Origin of the sequence: Pedobacter sp. FW305-3-2-15-E-R2A2, from assembly GCF_038446955.1 — a bacterium.
In the GTDB taxonomy this organism is placed as follows: Bacteria; Bacteroidota; Bacteroidia; order Sphingobacteriales; family Sphingobacteriaceae; genus Pedobacter.
Genome location: NZ_CP151803.1, coordinates 4996938 through 5015046 on the forward strand (window position 1 = coordinate 4996938; position 18109 = coordinate 5015046).

An 18109-nucleotide genomic window follows, 5' to 3' on the forward strand; every position below is an offset into this window, starting at 1 on the left:
TAACTTAAACTTTATTTTAAAGTTGTTTTAGTAAAATAATAGATGTAGTTTTGAGGAAGACATTAAACCAATTCAAAGATGAATGATAAAAATACAAGTCAAGGGTCTTCCAGGAATGCCTTTGATGATATTTGTAAGGTGATTGAACAAGCCTTTATCGGCTTTATGGGTGCGTCAATGTTAGGAATGGAATTCGGGATCTGGCCTCTGCTGATTACCGGGTTAATCGGTTCTTCCTGTATGGGGTATTGGAGTTATAAATCCATCTATAAAGATCCATCGGGAACCGAAACAAAAGAGAAATCTTAAATTGATTATCGGGATAAATACTTTTACCGTTCTACTTTTGGGAGGAGTATTGCTCTTGGTTTATCTGATGGCCAGCATTTATCAAAAGCGGTTTCATGAAGTCAATCTGGAGGAAATAGGAGCTGTATTTTTTGCCACAACTTCCCTTTGTGGTGGTACAAAACTGATGTACACCACTTTGCTCCTCCTCGATCCTGGTACAATAGAAAGCGATAAGATATATACCGCATACGGAGGTTTTTGCGTTGTTTGGGTTTCAGTCCGGAAATTGAAGGAAAAAATCAATTCCGGTCAGAAGAAGAGCAAGCGTGAAATTTAGCAATTGCTCATGGGGACACTAACCAGCCCCACACGCTTAAGACACCGATAAACAGGGAGTAATGTTTTTTTATTGTATTATCTTGAGGTTTAGCATCTTTAAATGACCGATTTTTTGTTATTTTGAGTGTTATTAATACACCGGGTTATCTTTATACCAATTCTACATGCCTGAAGAACAGAAAAACAGCAATATTTTATCCATCGATATCGGTGGAACAAGCATCAAAGCATGTATTTTAGACCCTAAGGGTGAACAGCTTTCCGAATTCAAAAAACTTCCCACTCCCAAAAACTCCAGTCCGGAGGAAGTCATCAAATCTATTAAGGAGCTGGTGGCGACGCTAGACCTTCCTTTCGAGAAAATTTCTATTGGCTTTCCCGGTTACGTAAAATGTGGCATAGTGCAAACCGCACCAAATCTGGCAAAAAACAAGTGGACCAATGTAGACCTGGCACAACAGATCAGCGATACCTTTGGGAAACCGGTCCGCCTGATCAATGATGCGGATCAGCAGGCACTTGGAATTGTATCCGGAAAAGGCTTTGAGATTGTCTTTACTGTCGGAACCGGTTTCGGTACTGCTTTAGTATTTGACGGAGACCTGCTTCCACATCTTGAGCTCGCGCATCTTCCGATCACCAAAACCAAGGATTACGATGATTACCTTGGCAATAAAGCCTTTGAGAAACAAGGAAAAAAAGAATGGAATGAGCGCCTGGAACGCGTGATTGAAATTTACAAAACCGTATTTAACTACGATACCCTATATATCGGTGGTGGCAACTCCAAAGAGATTAATTTCCCATTAGACCATAACATCAAGCTTGTTTCCAATAAAGACGGAATCAAGGGTGGTGCAAAATTATGGGACCTGGAAGAGAAGTTTCATGTATTCACCACACACCCTAAAAAATAAATAGCAGATAATGAACAAGTACACTTTAGGAATGATTGGCCTGGGCACAATGGGCCGCAATTTATTGCTTAATATGGCCGACAATGGCTACTCAGTAACAGGTTATGATAAGAGTCAGGACATGTTAAAGAAGCTGGAAGAGGACGGAAAAGCACATCAATTGAAAGGTTATGCTGTCCTTGAAGATTTCATCCAAAGCCTGGAATTACCAAGAAGAATCGTTCTTTTGGTACCCGCAGGACCGATTGTAGACAGCGTCATCCAGGAACTTCTTCCTTTATTGGACAAGGGTGATCTGATCATTGACAGTGGAAACTCACATTTCACAGATACCACCAGACGCTCCTTAGAACTGGCTGATCAGGGGATCCATTTCTTCGGAATGGGCATCTCCGGCGGTGAAGAAGGTGCAAGGTTCGGACCTAGCATGATGCCTGGTGGTGATAAAGCGGCTTACGAAGCGGTGAAGCCAATTCTTGAAGCAGTTTCTGCAAAAGTGAATGGTGATCCATGTGTGGCTTATATTGGCCCCGGAGCTTCCGGACATTTTGTTAAAATGGTGCACAATGGCATTGAATATAGCATGATGCAAATCCTTGCGGAAACTTATGACCTGTTGAAAAACAGCCTGGGTTACAACAACGAGCAAATCTATGCGGTATTTGAAAAATGGAACAATGGCCGTTTGAAATCGTTTCTATTGGAAGTAACCAGAGATATTTTCAAAGTAAAGGATGAAAAATCCGGAGGTTTCCTGATTGATGTGATCAAGGACCAGGCAAAATCTAAAGGAACCGGAAAATGGACTTCCCAGGTTTCTATGGATCTTCAGTTGCCAATTCCTACCATCAATGAATCGGTAAGTGCCAGAGATCTTTCTAAATTTAAAGATTTAAGGGTAGCACTTGACAAAGCTTTACCTCATCCTTCTCTAAAAATTGACAACCCGGAAGAATTTATCGTTCATTTAGAGCAGGCGCTTTATTTTGCCATGATCACTTCTTATGCACAGGGTTTACATTTATTAAATCAGGCTTCTATAGAATATAAATATGAGCTGAACCTACAGGAGATCTCTCAGATCTGGCGTGGAGGATGTATCATCAGGGCAGTATTGCTGGAAGATATTTATCAGGCTTATAAAAAACAACCTCAACTACCTCACCTTTATTCCGATGAAAGCATTCAGCAACAGTTGAAAGACATCATTCCAGGAACAAGAAATGTGGTGGTTACTGCAATCAATCATGGTATTGCCGTACCGTGTTTTGCCTCTGCCCTAACCTATTATGATTCGTTAAGAACAGCAAATTCACCGTTGAACTTAACGCAGGCGCAGCGAGACTTTTTTGGCGCACATACTTTTGAACGTACAGACAGCGAAGGAATATTTCACGCAGACTGGAATTCAGACAATTTATAAATAACCCCAGTGAACTAAAGACACAAATTCACAACAATGAAAACAAGCATCAACCTCAATCCAACCATAATCGTCATTTTTGGTGGTACCGGTGATTTAAATTTGCGCAAACTTGCGCCTGCACTTTACAATCTGTATTCTGATGGCTTTATGCCGGCAAAATATGCGATCATTGGTACAGCCCGAAAGAAGCTTACTGATGATGACTTCAGAAAAACATTGATGGAAGGCGTAAACAGCTTCTCCAGATCCGGTAAGGTGAAGGAAGAAAAGTGGAGCAAATTTGCAGAACATATTCATTATAGCCCGGTTGATGTAGAAGCTCCGGAAACTTTTGGCGTTTTAAAAACCAATATTGAGAAGTACAAGGAAGAATTTGGTCAGAATACACAAGTCCTGTACTACCTTGCGGTAGCACCGAACCTGTTTCCGCTGATTGCCAAATGCATTTCAGAATATGACCTTGCCGGAGAGGAAGACAATTGCAGAATCGTGATTGAAAAACCTTTTGGAAGAGATCTGGAAACCGCAAGAGAACTCAACAGTATCCTGACCAGTATCTTTACCGAGAAACAAATCTATCGCATCGATCATTATCTGGGCAAAGAAACGGTTCAAAACATCATGGCCTTCCGTTTTGCCAACTCCTTCCTGGAGCCACTTTGGAACAGGACCTATATTGACCACGTACAGATCTCTGTAACGGAGCAATTGGGTGTGGGTGATAGAGGTGGTTACTATGAAGGTGCCGGTGCGTTGAGAGACATGATCCAGAATCACCTGCTTCAATTGCTTTGTTTAATTGGAATGGAAACTCCGATTAACTTTGATGCGGATGAGATCAGAAATAAAAAAGTAGATGTATTGAAGGCAATGCGTCCTTTCAGTCCGGAAGACATCAGGTTTAGCACCGTCCGCGGACAGTATACCAAAGGATGGGTAGAGGGTAAAGAAGTACCGGGATACCGCCATGAGAATGGCGTTGATCCGGATTCAAATACAGAAACCTTTGCTGCAATTAAATTCTTTGTAGACAACTGGAGATGGCAGGGAATTCCTTTCTATGTACGTACAGGAAAGCGTTTATTCCAGACTTCTTCATTGATCACCATTCAGTTTAAAGATGTGCCTCATCAGGTTTTCCCTTCTGGCGTAACCGAACACTGGCAACAAAACAGGCTGATCATCAGCATCCAGCCGGAAATGAGTATCCGTTTGCAGGTTCAGGCGAAAAGACCTGGACTGGACATGGTCTTAAATCCTGTAGACATGGTTTTCGATTATAAAGGAACTTATACCGCGCAGGCACCGGAAGCTTATGAAACCTTGTTATTGGATGTGATGACCGGAGATCAGACACAGTTTATGCGTGCGGATCAGGTAGAAAGTGCCTGGGAATTATTGATGCCGATTGTACATGCATGGGAGACTAAAAAATCATTGAGCTTCCCTAACTATACTGCAGATTCATGGGGTCCTGAAGATGCAGAAGCGCTGATCGCCAGAGATGGTTTCCATTGGTTTACTTTACCATTGAACAAGGATTAAAAAATAAAATTTTTTAAGAGGCTAATCTTAAAGCGGTCGTGTACAGCTTTAGGATTGGCCTCTTGACAATAAAAACAACTCGTGATGAACTTATTGATTTATAAAACCCAGGAAGAATTACAGGAAGATCTTGTTGATTACATTGTGGCAATTGCGAATAAAGCGATTGAAGAACATGGCATTTTCAACTTCGTATTAACCGGGGGGAACTCTCCAAAGGCATTGTATCATTCGCTGGCAACAACCTATAAAGAAAAGATCGACTGGACTAAAGTCTATTTCTTTTTTGGAGATGAGCGCAATGTGATGCCGACTCATGAGAGTTACAATGGCCTGATGGCAAAAAATGCGATGCTTGACCTGCTGGAGATTCCTGAAGATCAGATTTTCTATGTAGACACTACCCTGGCTCCTGAAAAGGCGGCTATTGAGTACACAAAAGCAATCAACGCGCATTTCAAGGGTTCAGATCTAAATTTCGACCTGATCCTTTTAGGAATGGGTGATGATGCACATACAGCTTCCCTCTTTCCCGGAACTTCGATCTTAAACAGCAAGGAAGTAGAAGTTGATTCTGTATTTGTAGAGAAGTTATCTACTTACCGCATCAGCTTTACCGCTCCACTGATCAACAAAGCAAGAAACATTGCCTTCCTGGTTTTTGGAGAAAACAAGGCCAATGCCGTAAAACATGTCATTGAGGATAAGAAAAAGAACACCAAATTATACCCTACACAATTGATCCAACCAATTGATGGAAGTGTAACCTGGTTCTTAGATGATGCTGCAGCAGCCTTGCTGGACAGCTAATTAAATAACATAAATCCCGATTCTTAAGAAGAGGGCTTAGCCACAAAGGGCATCCGGAACCGGATGCCCTTTGTCGTATACTTCTCAGCTATTGGATAGCCAACGCTAATCTTATGTTTCTGGTATTGCCTTAGAATTTGATCGAATGAATGTCCAAAAAAGTATCGAATATTATTACAAAAACCCTGAACAGAATGAATATTTTTTCATAAAAAGCAAAAAACCTTGACCAATTAATGATTAAAGGCGCAAACAACATTGATTTGATGTTTTTTGAATAAAAAAAGCATCAATAATACCAGCAAAAATGAACAATATGAACAGAAATTAAGCCCCTGTTCTGGCCTAAGTTTGAGGTAATAAAAAACCAATTGACTGTTTTGACGCTCTCAGGCGCATTTAAAACAGCCATAATTGCCGCTTACTATGCTCTTGTTCAGACTGAAAAATAGATTTACCGGTTATTTTTGGTTGCTACTGACTTTAATGTTAGTGGCTGGAGGAGGGAATATGGCAAAAGGGCAATTGAGAACTTATGCCACATTGAGCACACAAGGTGGAACAGGGACGGTTACCGGTCTGGCGAATGTCAGAGGAGCCAGTACTACAACTCCTCCGGCAGGATCAACGCCTGCGAATCTTTCTGCTACCGGAACAACAGGCGCATTGGGTGGATCTGCGGTTTCGGTGTATATCAATTTACAATTTGCATCCAATGTTCCTTCAAATACAGTCGTATTTATAAAAGTCTCCGCAATAACGCTTCCCTCAATAGCCAGTTCTGTTACCGCAGTAGCCTACAATAATTCTACTGCTGCCACTGGTTCAACTTTTTACAATTTAGTAGCAGGAGATGGCACTCAATATATCGGGGTTTATGCAACCAGCGTATTCAATCAGGTTCGCCTTATCGTAACCGGAGCTGGTGGCGGGCTTTTAGGTGCTCCCGCTGAAACAGCTAGTGCAAATGTATTTTATGCCTTTTACAGCACATCGAATACCGCCGACTGTGGATCAGCAATAGGGACTTCATGGTCTGGAAATGGAACAGTTGTTAATTCATCAAATGCAATAGATGGTAATTTGGCCACCTATTCAGACATTACTCCTTCCCTCCTGTTAAGTACCGTTGAACAGAGCTTTTATTTCTCGGGCCCATCGGTTACAAACGACGAAGTAAAGGCAACCCTTTCCATCCCGCCCTCAGTATTAAGTCTTGGCTTACTTAGTAATATAACAGTAAATGCCTACAATGGCAGCAATACGACACCTGTCTGGACGACTAATCTCGGTGCTGTATTAAGCCTTGACCTACTCGGACTTTTTAATACGGGAGCGCCAATTACCGTTTCTGTTAAGCCTACCCTCCCCTTCGACAGGCTTTCTATAAATTATAGTGCCGTAGTAGGGCTTCTGGTTACCTTACATGTTCATGAAGTTCAAAGAACCAGTGCCAGCCCGGTATTTACGGTTCAAAACGCAACTATTTGTGCGAATTCCACCGCTACATTAATTGCGACTGCTCCTTCAGGAAACCAAACCCTCTGGTATGATGCCAGTGGTACCCTTGTTTTTACTGGCAATAGTTTCACGACGCCTGCATTAAGTACAACGACTACCTATTACGCAGCGACTGCTAAAATCGGATGTACAGGAGAATCATTGAGGCTGCCAGCCGTTGTTACGGTTAATCCCCTCCCCACGGTAGCGCCAATTACAGGAACCACCAGCATTTGTTTAAATCAAAGCACCACACTAGCCAGCACCACAACCGGCGGAGTGTGGTCCAGCAGTGCTACCGGAGTAGCCACTATAAACAGCAGCACAGGGATCCTGAGCACCGTTTCCGCCGGAACCAGCACCATCACTTACACCTATACAGATCCGACTACCACCTGTACTAATTCGGTTACGACTATCCTTACTGTAAAGCCTCTGCCTACCCTGACAAGTAGCTTAACACCTGCTATTTGCAGCAGCAGTCCCTTCAGTTATACCGCAACCAGCAGTCTGGGCAGCACCAGCTTTAGCTGGACCCGTGCAACAGTTGCCGGCATCAGCAATGCTTCGGGCTCAGGCCTCAGCAGTGCCATTAATGAAACCCTTATCAATACCACTAATGCTGCAATTACGGTCACCTATATCTTCAGCTTAACAGCAGACGGTTGCAGCAACGCGGTAAATGTCCAGTTAAAAGTGAACCCCAAACCCGGGGCGCCTCATATATTATCTCAATAACCCTCTTAACTATTTATCCAAATTCAAACTCTTAAAATTATGAAAACGACAAGTAAAACAATCAGATTAGCAATGGCATTTTGTTTACTATTCATCTTACCAATGGGTGTTTTTGCCGCAGTACCGGACATTTATGTATGTGGGACCGGATCAGTTACCCTTGCCTATACCGGCAGTTACACCCTTGTCACCGGAGATAAGGTCGTTTGGCAAAAAGTAGATGCAGTAGGAGCACCTGTCAGCGGTTCTGCTGCTGTCACTAACACTTACTCCGGAACAGCAGGCAGCGCAGACCTTACCGTTGCCGGCGGTACGGATATGACCACCGCCGGAGAACACTTTTGGGTAGCCCATGTGATCAGTGCAGACCCTGCGGCCTGTACGGGTGACGTTTCCGCTGCGATCGATATTTATATGTTGCCAACTTTTACGGTAGCCGTTACCCCCGCAGCAACATCTTATTGTGTCGCGGGAACAACAAATACCACAAAAACCGTAGTGAGCTCATTGGCAACCCCAGCTTCAGGGCTTCCAACAGGAGTAGTTTTTGACTACGACTGGATTGGCACCACTGCCGGCGCAGGTGCTGTGGATGGTACAGATTCGAAAAAATTCAACATGACTTCTACCACTCCTGCAAGTTATACCGTTACCTCGAACGTAAAATACAATGTAAGCGGAACAGGAAAAACACTGAAATCGGCGGGCGGCACAGCTTGTACACAAGCAGAATCGACGATCATCACGGTAGCACCTAAACCAGGAACACCAACCATTACCGTTTCCTAACCAAATTGTATAAATGCCAGGAATGGCTATTGATTGATAAATACATGTCCTATAGAAAAAAAAGTTTTGTGTCAGGTATGCTGTTGCTAAGTGCAACAGCATGCTTTGCGCAATCTTCCGGTTCCGCCACTGCGAATATCCCAAATGGATCTTCTTTAAAGTTGCGGGCCAATTCTGTGAGCGCGGTATCTTATCAATGGATCAAAGACGAATTAACCATACCAGGGGCCACGCAGGAGGAATACCAGGCATTCGCTCCCGGTACTTATACCGTCATTTCATTTAACGCAGAGGGCTGTGCTTCCGACATCTCCCCTCCACTCGTCCTGACTGCTGATCCGGTCGGCTCGGTTAGTGCAGATGTCATGATCAAAAAACAATCTGAATCAAAAGGGGTCAGCATCAACAACACCTTTGATTACACTATTCAGGTGAAGAATAACGGTGCAGGTGCAGCAAATATGATCAAGGTTCAGGATGTACTTCCCAATGAATTGAGCCTCGAAGATCTTGGCCGGCCTACTCTCGGATTTGCGAACTACAACCAGGGAAGCAAAACCATTGTATGGGAAATTGTTAAACTGGAAAATGGACAGACTGCAGACCTCAGAATAAAGGTCAAAGCTTTAAATCCCGGGATGATCAGCAACACCGCTACGGTAAGCGCGAATGAACAGGACCCTAATATGAGCAACAACAGCTCAACCGATCTTAAATCGGTCACCAATATTACGATTCCCAATGTATTTACCCCAAATGGAGATGGATTAAACGACACCTTCACCATCCCTGGTCTCGAGTTTTTTGAAGCCAATGAGCTCACCATGTTCAACCGATGGGGCTCTACGGTCTTTGACAAAAAAGGGTATAAAAATGACTGGGATGGCAGCCAATTGAATGAAGGCACTTACTTCTATTTATTGAAGATCAAATCTGCATCCAACAAATGGGAGGTTTACAAAGGTTTCATTACCATTATCCGCGGAAAATAGAACCTAACATGACTCAGTTATCAAGATGAAAAAAGTTTTTTTATTATTCCTGTTTCTCAGCATTCATCAGGGACTTATCGCCCAACAGGATAGCCAGTTTACACAATACATCTTCAATGGGCTTCATATCAATCCTGCCTATGCCGGCACAAAGGGTGATTACTATATTCAATCTTCCTACCGTTCGCAATGGCAAGGTGTTACCGGAGCTCCAAAATCATTTTCCATTGCAGCTGATGGCTCCTTTTATGATGGCAATGTAGGCCTTGGGTTAATCATTGCCAACGATCAGATCGGCGCGCAAAACAGCCTCACCGCCTTTGCCAATTACGCATACCACCTCCGGTTAAATGAGGAAGGAAGCTCAGCACTTTCCTTTGGACTCGCAGCAGGAATGATGCAGATGGGCATTAACGGAAGCAAACTCATCGAGATCAGCCCCGGAGATGGAGCGATAACCCCTTATATGTCGCAAACACATACTTACCCCGATGCCCGTTTTGGCATTTATTACTCCGGAACGAAATATTTTGCAGGCATTTCTGCCACCAACCTCGTTGCAAGATATATGTCTGGCAAACAAAACGATAATTTTCTGGTTCCTATACCTAAACCTCATTTTTACCTGACCGCCGGAGCTTTATTCCCACTGAGTGATGAAATACACATTAAACCAAGCATTTTGGTTAAAGATGATTTCAAAGGGCCTGCTTCTATTGATTTCAATGCCTTCTTTTTAATCAAAGAACGCGTATGGATCGGTGGTTTTTACAGAGGCAGTTATCACCTGCACAACAATAATTTGCAGATGAATCTTCCGACCAATAATTCTGTCGGCCTGATCACTGAGGTCTTTGCGACACCAGATTTAAGAATTGGCTATTCCTATGACTATTCCCTGGGCAAACTTCAGGGCTATGGAAGTGGAAGCCATGAGATTTCCGCTGGATTATACCTCAATAAAAAGGATTACAAAAAAACAAGAGCAACCAGGTGTTACGTTTTTTAACACCATAAAAAATCCGGCTACAAAGCGCCGGATTCTATATTCATCTATTTAAAGCGGGTATTCTGTCTATTTAAAAGCCGGTATTCTGACTCAGGTTTGGGTTCAATGTTCTTTCTGTTTCCGGAACCGGCATCAGCAGGTATTTATCATCCAGAACGATGTTGTGCAATTTCAGCTGCTGCTGTTTCATTCTGCCCAGCCTTAGCAAATCATATCTCCTTTGTCCTTCGGCTGCAAATTCCCAACCTCTTTCTTCTACAAGGGCGGTTACAAATTCGTCTTTACCTGGAGTAGTTACCATGCTCAAAGGCAATAATCCGGCCCGGTTTCTAACCGCATTGATGCCATTAAATTTATTAGGATCAGCGCTGTTGATCTGGTTCATCGCTTCAGACTGCATCAGTAAAACATCTGCATAACGCAGAATCACCCAATTGTTTCTCGCACTGTTCCCCTGTCTGGAAGGATCAGTGAATTTCAGGTAATAAAAGTTCGCGGTATTGGGCACCACTCCTATTGTTGCTGCTTTCCTAAGGTCTGTTGAGGAATAAGATAAAGCAAAAGCATTTTCTACATAAAATGCTTCATTCCCATCAAAAGGTGCAACAGCTTTTGGCAAATGCATCCTCGGTGTAATCGTTCCAACGTTTGGTGCCAGACCAAACTGAACCGTAAAGATCTCCTCTTTATTGGCGGCTTTTTTATCCGGATTAAACACCTCTGCAAAAGGCAATAAAGTGTAAACTCCGGGACTCAGCGCTATGACCTTGTTGCAGGCGGCAAGTGCATCCTGATAATCCGTAGCAATTGCCGCAGCGCCAGATGCTCTTGTTAAATAGACTTTTGCCAGTAAAGCGCTTGCTGCTCCGCTGGAAACCCTTCCCTTTAAAGCCGCGGGAATTTTATCTTCGGTCACACAGTTTGCTTCGGCAAACTTCAAGTCCAGCACAATCTGCTCATAGACCGCTTTAAGAGGACTTCTGGAAGGTCTTAAATCATCCGTTCCTTCGGTTGCTTTCAGCAAGAGAGGCACTTCTCCAAAGCTCCTTACCAAATCAAAATAAGCCAGGGCACGCAGGAATCTGGCATTGCCAAGGAGGTTATTTTTCGCCCCCTCAGCGATTGGTCCTCCTGCTACATTCCCGATCATATCGTTTGCCCGGTTGATCAGTACATAAGAATTGTTCCACCAGTTGCTGATTTCCCCATTGGTAGAAGTATAGGTCTGACTGTACAGTTCCGGCCGGTTGGTTTGTGGCAAACCTACTTTCATCTGATCTCCCGTCAGGTCGTTTACGACCCAGACTGTCCGACCATAGTATTGTTGTAACTGCATAATGCTGATCACTCCATTCAATGCCGCATTGGCATCAGCTTCTGTCTTATAAAACTTATCCTTGGAAATAAAATCGTAAGGATCTTCCTGGAGAAATTTCTTACAGGATACTGTCGTCATCAATACCATGACCGCCAATAATATCATTATCTTTTTCATCGTCTTTTTTTCTTAAATGATCAATTAAAAACCAAATCTTACCCCTGCAGTATAGGTTCTTACCGTTGGGTAGGCATTATAATCTGTATTCAGGCTCAGGCCGTTGCTCAATGCAAAGGAGTTGACCTCCGGATCATATCCACTGTATTTGGTAATCGTCAGCAAATTGGTCCCGGTTGCATACACATTAATAGATTTGATCGTTTTTCCCGTTACTTTTCCAATAGGAATGTTGTAAGACAGCGAAACGGTTTTCAGGCGAAGGAAACTCCCATTCTCTACCACATCACTTGTGATCCCTGTTCTTCTGCGTAACGTGCTATTTGCTTTTGGAATCGTATTGCTCGTATTCGGGCCAGTCCAGCGATTGTTTACACTCGCCAGTTTATTGGTCGTAAAATCACCGGATTCCATTTCATACCTGTTTAAATTGAGGACTTCCGTTCCCTGAACACCTTGAATAAAAACATTCAGGTTTAGCCTTCCGTAAGTAAAGTTGTTGGTGATTCCATAGATAAAATCAGGTTGCGCATGACCAATAATCTCCCGGTCTTTGGCATCGATCACCTTGTCGTTGGTCAGGTCTGCATATTTCGGATCACCCGGAAGCACTCCTTTAATTCCACTGGCATCGATTTCCGCCTGTGTTTGCCAGATTCCTAAAAAGCGATAACCATAAAATGAACCGATAGACTCCCCTACTCTCAAGACGTTTGTTCCTCCTGTTCCGGAAGGGAAAAGACTGGAACTGGCATCACCTACGAAACGTTCCTTTTCTCCTGCGAGGTCGGTCACTTTATTTCGATTCATAGAGAAATTCAGGTTTGTGCTCCACTGGAAGGTTTTTCCATTGATATTTTCGGTGTTCAGGGCGATTTCAAAACCCTTATTATCTACTCCTCCGGCATTGAGCAGAATACTTCCGAAACCGGTACTACGCGGCACAGAAACATTCAACAAAAGGTCTTTGGTGTGTTTACTATAATAATCTGCAGTTAAGGTGATTCTGTTTTTAAAAAGTGCCACATCTACTCCGATATCGAAGGAAGAAGTGGATTCCCAGGCCAGGTTTGGATTTGGGATATTATTTGGAGATACGCCAACTACCCGACCGTTTCCTAAGGTTGCCCCGTTGTTGAGGTAACGCGCCATTGATTGATAAGGATCAATTTCCTGATTTCCGGAAACACCCAAACTTGCACGAAGCTTTAAGTCGCTGATGAATGTTAAGGACTTCATAAAGTCTTCTTCGATGACACGCCAGGCAACCGCTCCTGAAGGGAAATATCCCCATTTGTTATTGACTCCGAACTTCGAAGAACCATCTGCACGCATGGTAAAGGTGAACAGGTATTTGTCCATCAGCCTGTAATTTGCACGTCCAAAAAAGGAAGCCAGCGAATTCTTCACTCTTCCTGAACCGGGAACCAGGACATTGGAACCAATTCCGATGTTATCAGGGCCGAGCACATTGGTAAAGAAATTGGTACTGGCTGCAAAGAAATCACTCGTATTAAATTCCTGCATACTGAAACCACCAACGATATTCAGTGCATGGTTTTTATTGATCTGTTTATCATAGGTCAGGGTATTTTCATTTACCCATCCCAGGTTATCCGAATACTCCTTTCTGGCAGATCCGAGGGTATTGCTCCCCAGAAACAAATCTGAAGGCACAAAAAGATTTCTCGTTTCGATGTTAAAATCTGTCCCCAGGCTGGTCTTAAATTTCAAGCCTTTAACGATTTCATACTCCCCATAAAAGTTGACCAGGCCACGCATATTTTTGTATTGGTTCTTTGATTTTTCTGCATAGGCCACAGGATTACCTAAAGCAAAAGCATAACCCGTAGGACCGTTCTGATACGTATAATCACCATTGGTAAAAACAGGCATGGCAGGATTTATCCTTAAGGCATCCAGCAATACGCCACCCCCTGAACCACCACTGGTATTCACCAATGCCCGTTTATCAATCGCTCCGGTCAGCTGGGAAGTAAAACCGAAGTTCAACTGCTCTCCTACTTTTTTGTCCAGGTTAAATCTTACTGAGGCCTTTTTATAGCCCGAATTGAGAATAATCCCCTGCTGATCAAAATAGTTCATGCTCAGGTTATATTTCGTTTCCGCTGTTCCTCCGATAAAATTCAATTGGTAATTACTGATTGGAGCAGTTCTGAACAGCTCATCCTGCCAATCTGTTCCCACCCCCAATGCTGCAATCTGTGCATCAGTATAAGGTAGCGCCCTGGCCGAACCCGGCGTTTCGGTATTGGTGAGTCGCTGGGTATCATTGAGGTAGTTTGCAAACTCCGTTGCATTCATCATTTTATAAGGGTTGCGGACCTTTTGCAGACCATAATAGGCTTCAAAATTAATGGCCGATTGCCCTGCAGCCCCTTTTTTGGTGGTTACGATGACCACTCCATTTGCACCCCTGCTTCCATAAATTGCAATGGAAGAAGCATCTTTCAGGATGTCTATCGACTGAATGTCGTTGGGATTGAGTGAACTTAAATTTCCCGCTCCCGGAAAACCATCAATGACAAACAGCGGTTCATTACTGGAATTGATGGAGTTGGTTCCACGGATTCTTAAACTTACTGTTCCTCCGGGTTGCGACTGTGTCTGGCTCACCTGTACTCCGGCCGCACGTCCCTGAATGATCTGATCGAGACGCGCAATCGGCACGTTCTCTACACTTTTGGCGGAAATGGAGGAAACGGCACCCGTCAGGTCTTTCTTACGTTGTGTGCCATAACCAACGACTACGACTTCCTCTAATCTCGCATTTTCTTCTTCGAGTATCACATTTAGGGGGCCGGTGACCAGCTTAATTTCCTGAGTTACAAAGCCGATACTACTGAACACGAGGAGGTCGCCAGGTTTAGCGACGATAGAAAATTTACCATCAGAATTGGTAGAAGTGGCTGCTCCTGAGTTTTTAACCCTCAGGGAAACACCCGGCAAAGGGCTGTTTAATTTATCTTTCACAACACCGGTAATTGGGGTTGTTTGTGCAAATACGAACGTACTGCAACAATAAAATAGCGCAATAAGAAGGGAGATTCTTTTCATCATATGATATTTGGTTTAGTTAATTAGCTTCTCAGAGAGAAGCGGTTAGGGGTATAACCGGAAACATTAAGCAGATGAGCTTAAAAAAGGCAGGGGTTCATTGATTAAATATTCGGTCGTGCCTAAAGTAGACAACAATGAACCCCGGAAGGGGTGAAATTCTTAAAGTAATGGGATGAAAATTATAAAACAGGTTAAAGAACAATTGATTTGCTATCTTGTTATTAGGAAAACGCTTATCTACGGTTATGGAAACCAAAATGGACATACTGATCGCAGGGGGAGGATTAGCCGGCTTAACCGCAGCAATTCATCTTTTAAAATCAGGATTCCCCGTTACAGTTATAGAAAAGAATACCTATCCTCAGCATAAAGTATGTGGTGAATACATTTCGAATGAGGTCCTCCCTTATTTGGAATGGCTGGGCCTGGACATTCCTGCTGCCGGCCCCTGCAGGATTCAAAACTTCCAGATTTCTACAGTTGAAGGCAACTGCCTGAATGCTGTACTTCCATTGGGCGGCTTTGGCATGAGCAGATATCTTCTGGATGCGCTTCTTTACGAACATGCAATCGGCCTTGGTGGTCAGTTTATTCATGAAACCATTACCGACATCAGTTTTAATACCGATGAGTTCCAGGTAAGTCTGGGAAATAAACAAGTCATTTCTGCAAGGATTGTGATAGGTGCCTATGGAAAGAGAGATGCCCTTGATCAGAAACTATCGCGCGACTTTATTCAAAAGAAATCACCATGGCTGGCAGTAAAGGCACATTATGAAGGGCCTTTTCCAGATGACCTCGTTGCCCTCCATAATTTTGATGGCGGATATTGTGGTGTTTCTAAAGTCGAAGAAAACCGGATCAACATCTGTTACCTGGTAGACTATGCTTCTTTTAAACGCTACAAAAGTATTCCCGAACATAGAATGCAGGTCTTGTACAAGAATGAGCATTTAAGAAAGATCTTTGACAACTCCAGGATGCTGTTCGATCAGTCGCTGGTGATCAGTCAGATTTCTTTCGACCCTAAAAATGCAGTATCACAACATGTATTAATGATTGGAGATACTGCCGGATTGATTCATCCGCTTTGTGGAAACGGGATGGCCATGGCGATCCATAGCGCCAAACTTTGTGCAGAATCAGTGATTTCTTACCTCGAAGGAAAGACCAGTACCCGTAAAAAAATGGAGACACAGTATGAGACCTTATGGAAAAGGCATTTTAATAAAAGACTGAGGACCGGAAAAATAATCTCCCGAATTCTGAGAAAGAAGCAACTCTCTGCCAGATTACTACGTATATTAATAAAATTCCCTGCGCTATTACAGGCACTGATCAGGCAAACCCATGGAAAACCTATAATGGCTAAATGATGGTAAATACCTCCCAAAGAAGTGAAGCCCCGGAAATCATGGATGATTTTTCCATGGAAGGAGAAATATTGAGGGATGCGCTGGATAAAATCGCAGGAATTAACAGGTTGCTTGGCGGGAATAAGGTGACCCTGGAAGGAGTGCAACAATTGCTGCTGCTTCGCAAAGACCGGAAACAGGAACAGGGTCGCGAACAGGAAATCAGCATTCTCGATGTAGGTTGTGGAAATGGAGATATGCTAAGGACCCTTGCTGATTTTGCGAAGGAAAAACAATTGAAATTCCGGCTGACTGGTATAGACGCCAATTCCTTTACCATTGGCCATGCCCGGCAATTGTCTGCCGGTTATGAGCAGCTGGATTTCCGCTGTGCTGACATCTTTGAAGAAATCCACTCAGAAAACAATTACGACCTCATTCTATGCACCCTCACCCTGCATCATTTTAAAGATGAGGAAATTTTAACATTGCTCAAAGGCTTTAAGCAACGGTCCAGATTAGGTATTGTGATCAATGATTTGCAGCGCAGTGCCCTTCCCTATTACCTGTTTATCGCCTTATGTTTTGTGTTCAGGCTCAACAGCATGTCTAAACAGGACGGCTTAGTTTCAATTTTAAGGGGATTTAAAAAGGCTGACCTCCTGCGCTACTCCAATCAATTAAATTTTACAAACACCAGCATCCGATGGAAATGGGCCTTCCGCTACCAATGGATAATTCCTTCAATATGAGTGTAAAAATCAAAACAGTAGCGAAGTCCTTGCCCGGACATTCCAGAACGACCGCCGAGATCCTGCCTTTTTTAGATGCCTGGTTGTCCGGACAGGAAGATCGGTTTATCCGAAAAGTAAAGAAGATCTTCGAAAATGCAATGGTAGACCGAAGGTACTCGATCATGTCGCCGGAAGAAGTTTTCAGTCAGCTCTCTTTTGAAGAAAGAAACGACATTTACATCCGCGAAAGCATCCGGCTTGGTACGGCCAGTTTAAAGCTCGCTTTAGAACAGGCATCCTGGAAAGGAGAAGATTTAGATTACATCATTACCGTAAGTTGTACCGGTATGATGATTCCCTCAATGGATGCTTATATCATCAATAACCTGAAGCTCAGACAAGACATTGTGCGTTTGCCAGTTACGGAAATGGGCTGTGCGGCAGGCATCTCCGGAATCATTTATGCCAAGAACTTCCTCCAGGCAAATCCCGGAAAACGTGCCGCAGTGATCGCCGTAGAGTCTCCTACCGCAACTTTTCAGCTGCATGATTTTTCAATGGCCAATATCGTGAGTGCTGCCATCTTTGGAGATGGAGCCGCCTGTGTGTTGTTATCTTCTGATGAAAGTGAGGAAGGGCCTGAAATCATAGGAGAAGAGATGTATCATTTCTACGATACGGAGCAACTGATGGGTTTTCAAATGAAAAACACAGGTTTAACCATGGTGCTGGATGTTGCTGTCCCGGAACAAATTGAGCTGCATTTCCCCCAGATCATCCATCCTTTTCTGGCAAAACACGGATGGAGCATCTCAGAGATCGATCATTTGATATTCCATCCGGGAGGCAAAAAAATCATACAGGTGGTGGAAGAATTATTTAGTAAAGCCGGGAAAAACATTGATGACACTAAAGAAGTATTGAGGCAATACGGCAATATGTCGAGCGCCACAGTCCTCTATGTATTGGCCCGTTTCCTCGATACCCCTCAAAAAAAAGGAGATCTTGGCCTGATGCTCAGTTTCGGACCTGGTTTTTCTGCACAGAGAATATTATTAAAGTGGTAAATTAGCCGATTAATTATAGAA

General features: G+C 43.4%; 15 protein-coding genes. 13 read left to right on the forward strand and 2 right to left on the reverse strand.

The genetic code is table 11. The annotated features are described in order from the left end of the window. The first annotated feature begins 78 nt into the window (after positions 1 to 78). The 10 genes from AAFF35_RS20105 to AAFF35_RS20150 all read left to right on the forward strand — a co-directional run bounded on the left by AAFF35_RS20105 (position 79) and on the right by AAFF35_RS20150 (position 10356). Positions 79 to 309: a hypothetical protein gene (locus AAFF35_RS20105; protein ID WP_342328328.1), complete on the forward strand. Its 231-nt coding sequence runs from the start codon at positions 79 to 81 to the stop codon at positions 307 to 309. A 1-nt stretch (position 310) separates the two neighbouring features. After that, a complete protein-coding gene (locus AAFF35_RS20110; RefSeq protein WP_342328329.1) occupies positions 311 to 628 on the forward strand; it encodes a hypothetical protein in 318 nt (105 codons plus the stop codon). Positions 629 to 794: 166 nt separating this feature from the next. Continuing rightward, positions 795 to 1547 (forward strand): ROK family protein, encoded by a 753-nt coding sequence (locus AAFF35_RS20115; protein WP_342328330.1) that lies wholly within the window; start codon positions 795 to 797, stop codon positions 1545 to 1547. Between the two features lie 10 nt (positions 1548 to 1557). Next, the gene (gene gndA / locus AAFF35_RS20120; RefSeq protein WP_342328331.1) at positions 1558 to 2970 is read left to right on the forward strand and encodes an NADP-dependent phosphogluconate dehydrogenase; all 1413 of its coding nucleotides are present in this window, start codon (positions 1558 to 1560) and stop codon (positions 2968 to 2970) included. Between the two features lie 36 nt (positions 2971 to 3006). Further along, entirely contained in the window at positions 3007 to 4518 is a 1512-nt protein-coding gene (gene zwf / locus AAFF35_RS20125; RefSeq protein ID WP_342328332.1) for a glucose-6-phosphate dehydrogenase, read from the forward strand. Between the two features lie 84 nt (positions 4519 to 4602). Then, complete coding sequence (gene pgl / locus AAFF35_RS20130) at positions 4603 to 5328, forward strand: 6-phosphogluconolactonase (RefSeq protein WP_342328333.1); 726 nt, start codon at positions 4603 to 4605, stop codon at positions 5326 to 5328. Positions 5329 to 5742: 414 nt separating this feature from the next. Then, a complete protein-coding gene (locus AAFF35_RS20135) occupies positions 5743 to 7566 on the forward strand; it encodes a hypothetical protein (RefSeq protein WP_342328334.1) in 1824 nt (607 codons plus the stop codon). A gap of 39 nt (positions 7567 to 7605) precedes the next feature. Then, positions 7606 to 8355, forward strand: coding sequence for a hypothetical protein (locus tag AAFF35_RS20140; RefSeq protein WP_342328335.1), 750 nt, complete (start codon positions 7606 to 7608; stop codon positions 8353 to 8355). A gap of 44 nt (positions 8356 to 8399) precedes the next feature. Further along, positions 8400 to 9347, forward strand: coding sequence for a gliding motility-associated C-terminal domain-containing protein (locus tag AAFF35_RS20145; protein ID WP_342328336.1), 948 nt, complete (start codon positions 8400 to 8402; stop codon positions 9345 to 9347). A gap of 25 nt (positions 9348 to 9372) precedes the next feature. Beyond that, positions 9373 to 10356, forward strand: a complete 984-nt coding sequence (locus tag AAFF35_RS20150; RefSeq protein ID WP_342328337.1) for a type IX secretion system membrane protein PorP/SprF — start codon at positions 9373 to 9375, stop codon at positions 10354 to 10356. Positions 10357 to 10426: 70 nt separating this feature from the next. Here AAFF35_RS20150 and AAFF35_RS20155 read toward each other — a convergent pair whose 3' ends face one another. Together AAFF35_RS20155 and AAFF35_RS20160 are read right to left on the reverse strand one after the other, a co-directional pair. Beyond that, a complete protein-coding gene (locus tag AAFF35_RS20155) occupies positions 10427 to 11851 on the reverse strand; it encodes a RagB/SusD family nutrient uptake outer membrane protein (protein ID WP_342328338.1) in 1425 nt (474 codons plus the stop codon). 24 nt (positions 11852 to 11875) lie between these two features. Then, complete coding sequence (locus AAFF35_RS20160; protein WP_342328339.1) at positions 11876 to 14932, reverse strand: TonB-dependent receptor; 3057 nt, start codon at positions 14930 to 14932, stop codon at positions 11876 to 11878. A gap of 245 nt (positions 14933 to 15177) precedes the next feature. On the opposite strand from AAFF35_RS20160, the gene AAFF35_RS20165 reads away from it, so the two are divergent. The 3 genes from AAFF35_RS20165 to AAFF35_RS20175 are packed head-to-tail and all read left to right on the forward strand — an operon-like array spanning position 15178 to position 18088. Further along, on the forward strand, positions 15178 to 16308 hold the full coding sequence (locus AAFF35_RS20165; RefSeq protein WP_342328340.1) for an NAD(P)/FAD-dependent oxidoreductase: 1131 nt from the start codon (positions 15178 to 15180) through the stop codon (positions 16306 to 16308). Further along, positions 16305 to 17039 (forward strand): methyltransferase domain-containing protein, encoded by a 735-nt coding sequence (locus AAFF35_RS20170; protein WP_342328341.1) that lies wholly within the window; start codon positions 16305 to 16307, stop codon positions 17037 to 17039. The genes AAFF35_RS20165 and AAFF35_RS20170 overlap by 4 nt, the downstream gene beginning before the upstream one ends. Then, the gene (locus AAFF35_RS20175; RefSeq protein ID WP_342328342.1) at positions 17036 to 18088 is read left to right on the forward strand and encodes a type III polyketide synthase; all 1053 of its coding nucleotides are present in this window, start codon (positions 17036 to 17038) and stop codon (positions 18086 to 18088) included. The genes AAFF35_RS20170 and AAFF35_RS20175 overlap by 4 nt, the downstream gene beginning before the upstream one ends. The last annotated feature ends 21 nt before the right edge of the window (positions 18089 to 18109 follow it).

What these genes read in the sequence shown, in the direction of transcription:
- AAFF35_RS20150 (WP_342328337.1), top strand. Translation starts at nt 9,373, where the DNA reads ATGAAAAAAGTTTTTTTATTATTCCTGTTTCTCAGCATTCATCAGGGA.
- AAFF35_RS20160 (WP_342328339.1), bottom strand. Translation starts at nt 14,932, where the DNA reads ATGATGAAAAGAATCTCCCTTCTTATTGCGCTATTTTATTGTTGCAGT.
- AAFF35_RS20105 (WP_342328328.1), top strand. Translation starts at nt 79, where the DNA reads ATGAATGATAAAAATACAAGTCAAGGGTCTTCCAGGAATGCCTTTGAT.
- pgl (WP_342328333.1), top strand. Translation starts at nt 4,603, where the DNA reads ATGAACTTATTGATTTATAAAACCCAGGAAGAATTACAGGAAGATCTT.
- AAFF35_RS20165 (WP_342328340.1), top strand. Translation starts at nt 15,178, where the DNA reads ATGGAAACCAAAATGGACATACTGATCGCAGGGGGAGGATTAGCCGGC.
- AAFF35_RS20170 (WP_342328341.1), top strand. Translation starts at nt 16,305, where the DNA reads ATGATGGTAAATACCTCCCAAAGAAGTGAAGCCCCGGAAATCATGGAT.
- gndA (WP_342328331.1), top strand. Translation starts at nt 1,558, where the DNA reads ATGAACAAGTACACTTTAGGAATGATTGGCCTGGGCACAATGGGCCGC.
- AAFF35_RS20140 (WP_342328335.1), top strand. Translation starts at nt 7,606, where the DNA reads ATGAAAACGACAAGTAAAACAATCAGATTAGCAATGGCATTTTGTTTA.
- AAFF35_RS20175 (WP_342328342.1), top strand. Translation starts at nt 17,036, where the DNA reads ATGAGTGTAAAAATCAAAACAGTAGCGAAGTCCTTGCCCGGACATTCC.
- AAFF35_RS20115 (WP_342328330.1), top strand. Translation starts at nt 795, where the DNA reads ATGCCTGAAGAACAGAAAAACAGCAATATTTTATCCATCGATATCGGT.
- AAFF35_RS20145 (WP_342328336.1), top strand. Translation starts at nt 8,400, where the DNA reads ATGTCCTATAGAAAAAAAAGTTTTGTGTCAGGTATGCTGTTGCTAAGT.
- AAFF35_RS20155 (WP_342328338.1), bottom strand. Translation starts at nt 11,851, where the DNA reads ATGAAAAAGATAATGATATTATTGGCGGTCATGGTATTGATGACGACA.
- zwf (WP_342328332.1), top strand. Translation starts at nt 3,007, where the DNA reads ATGAAAACAAGCATCAACCTCAATCCAACCATAATCGTCATTTTTGGT.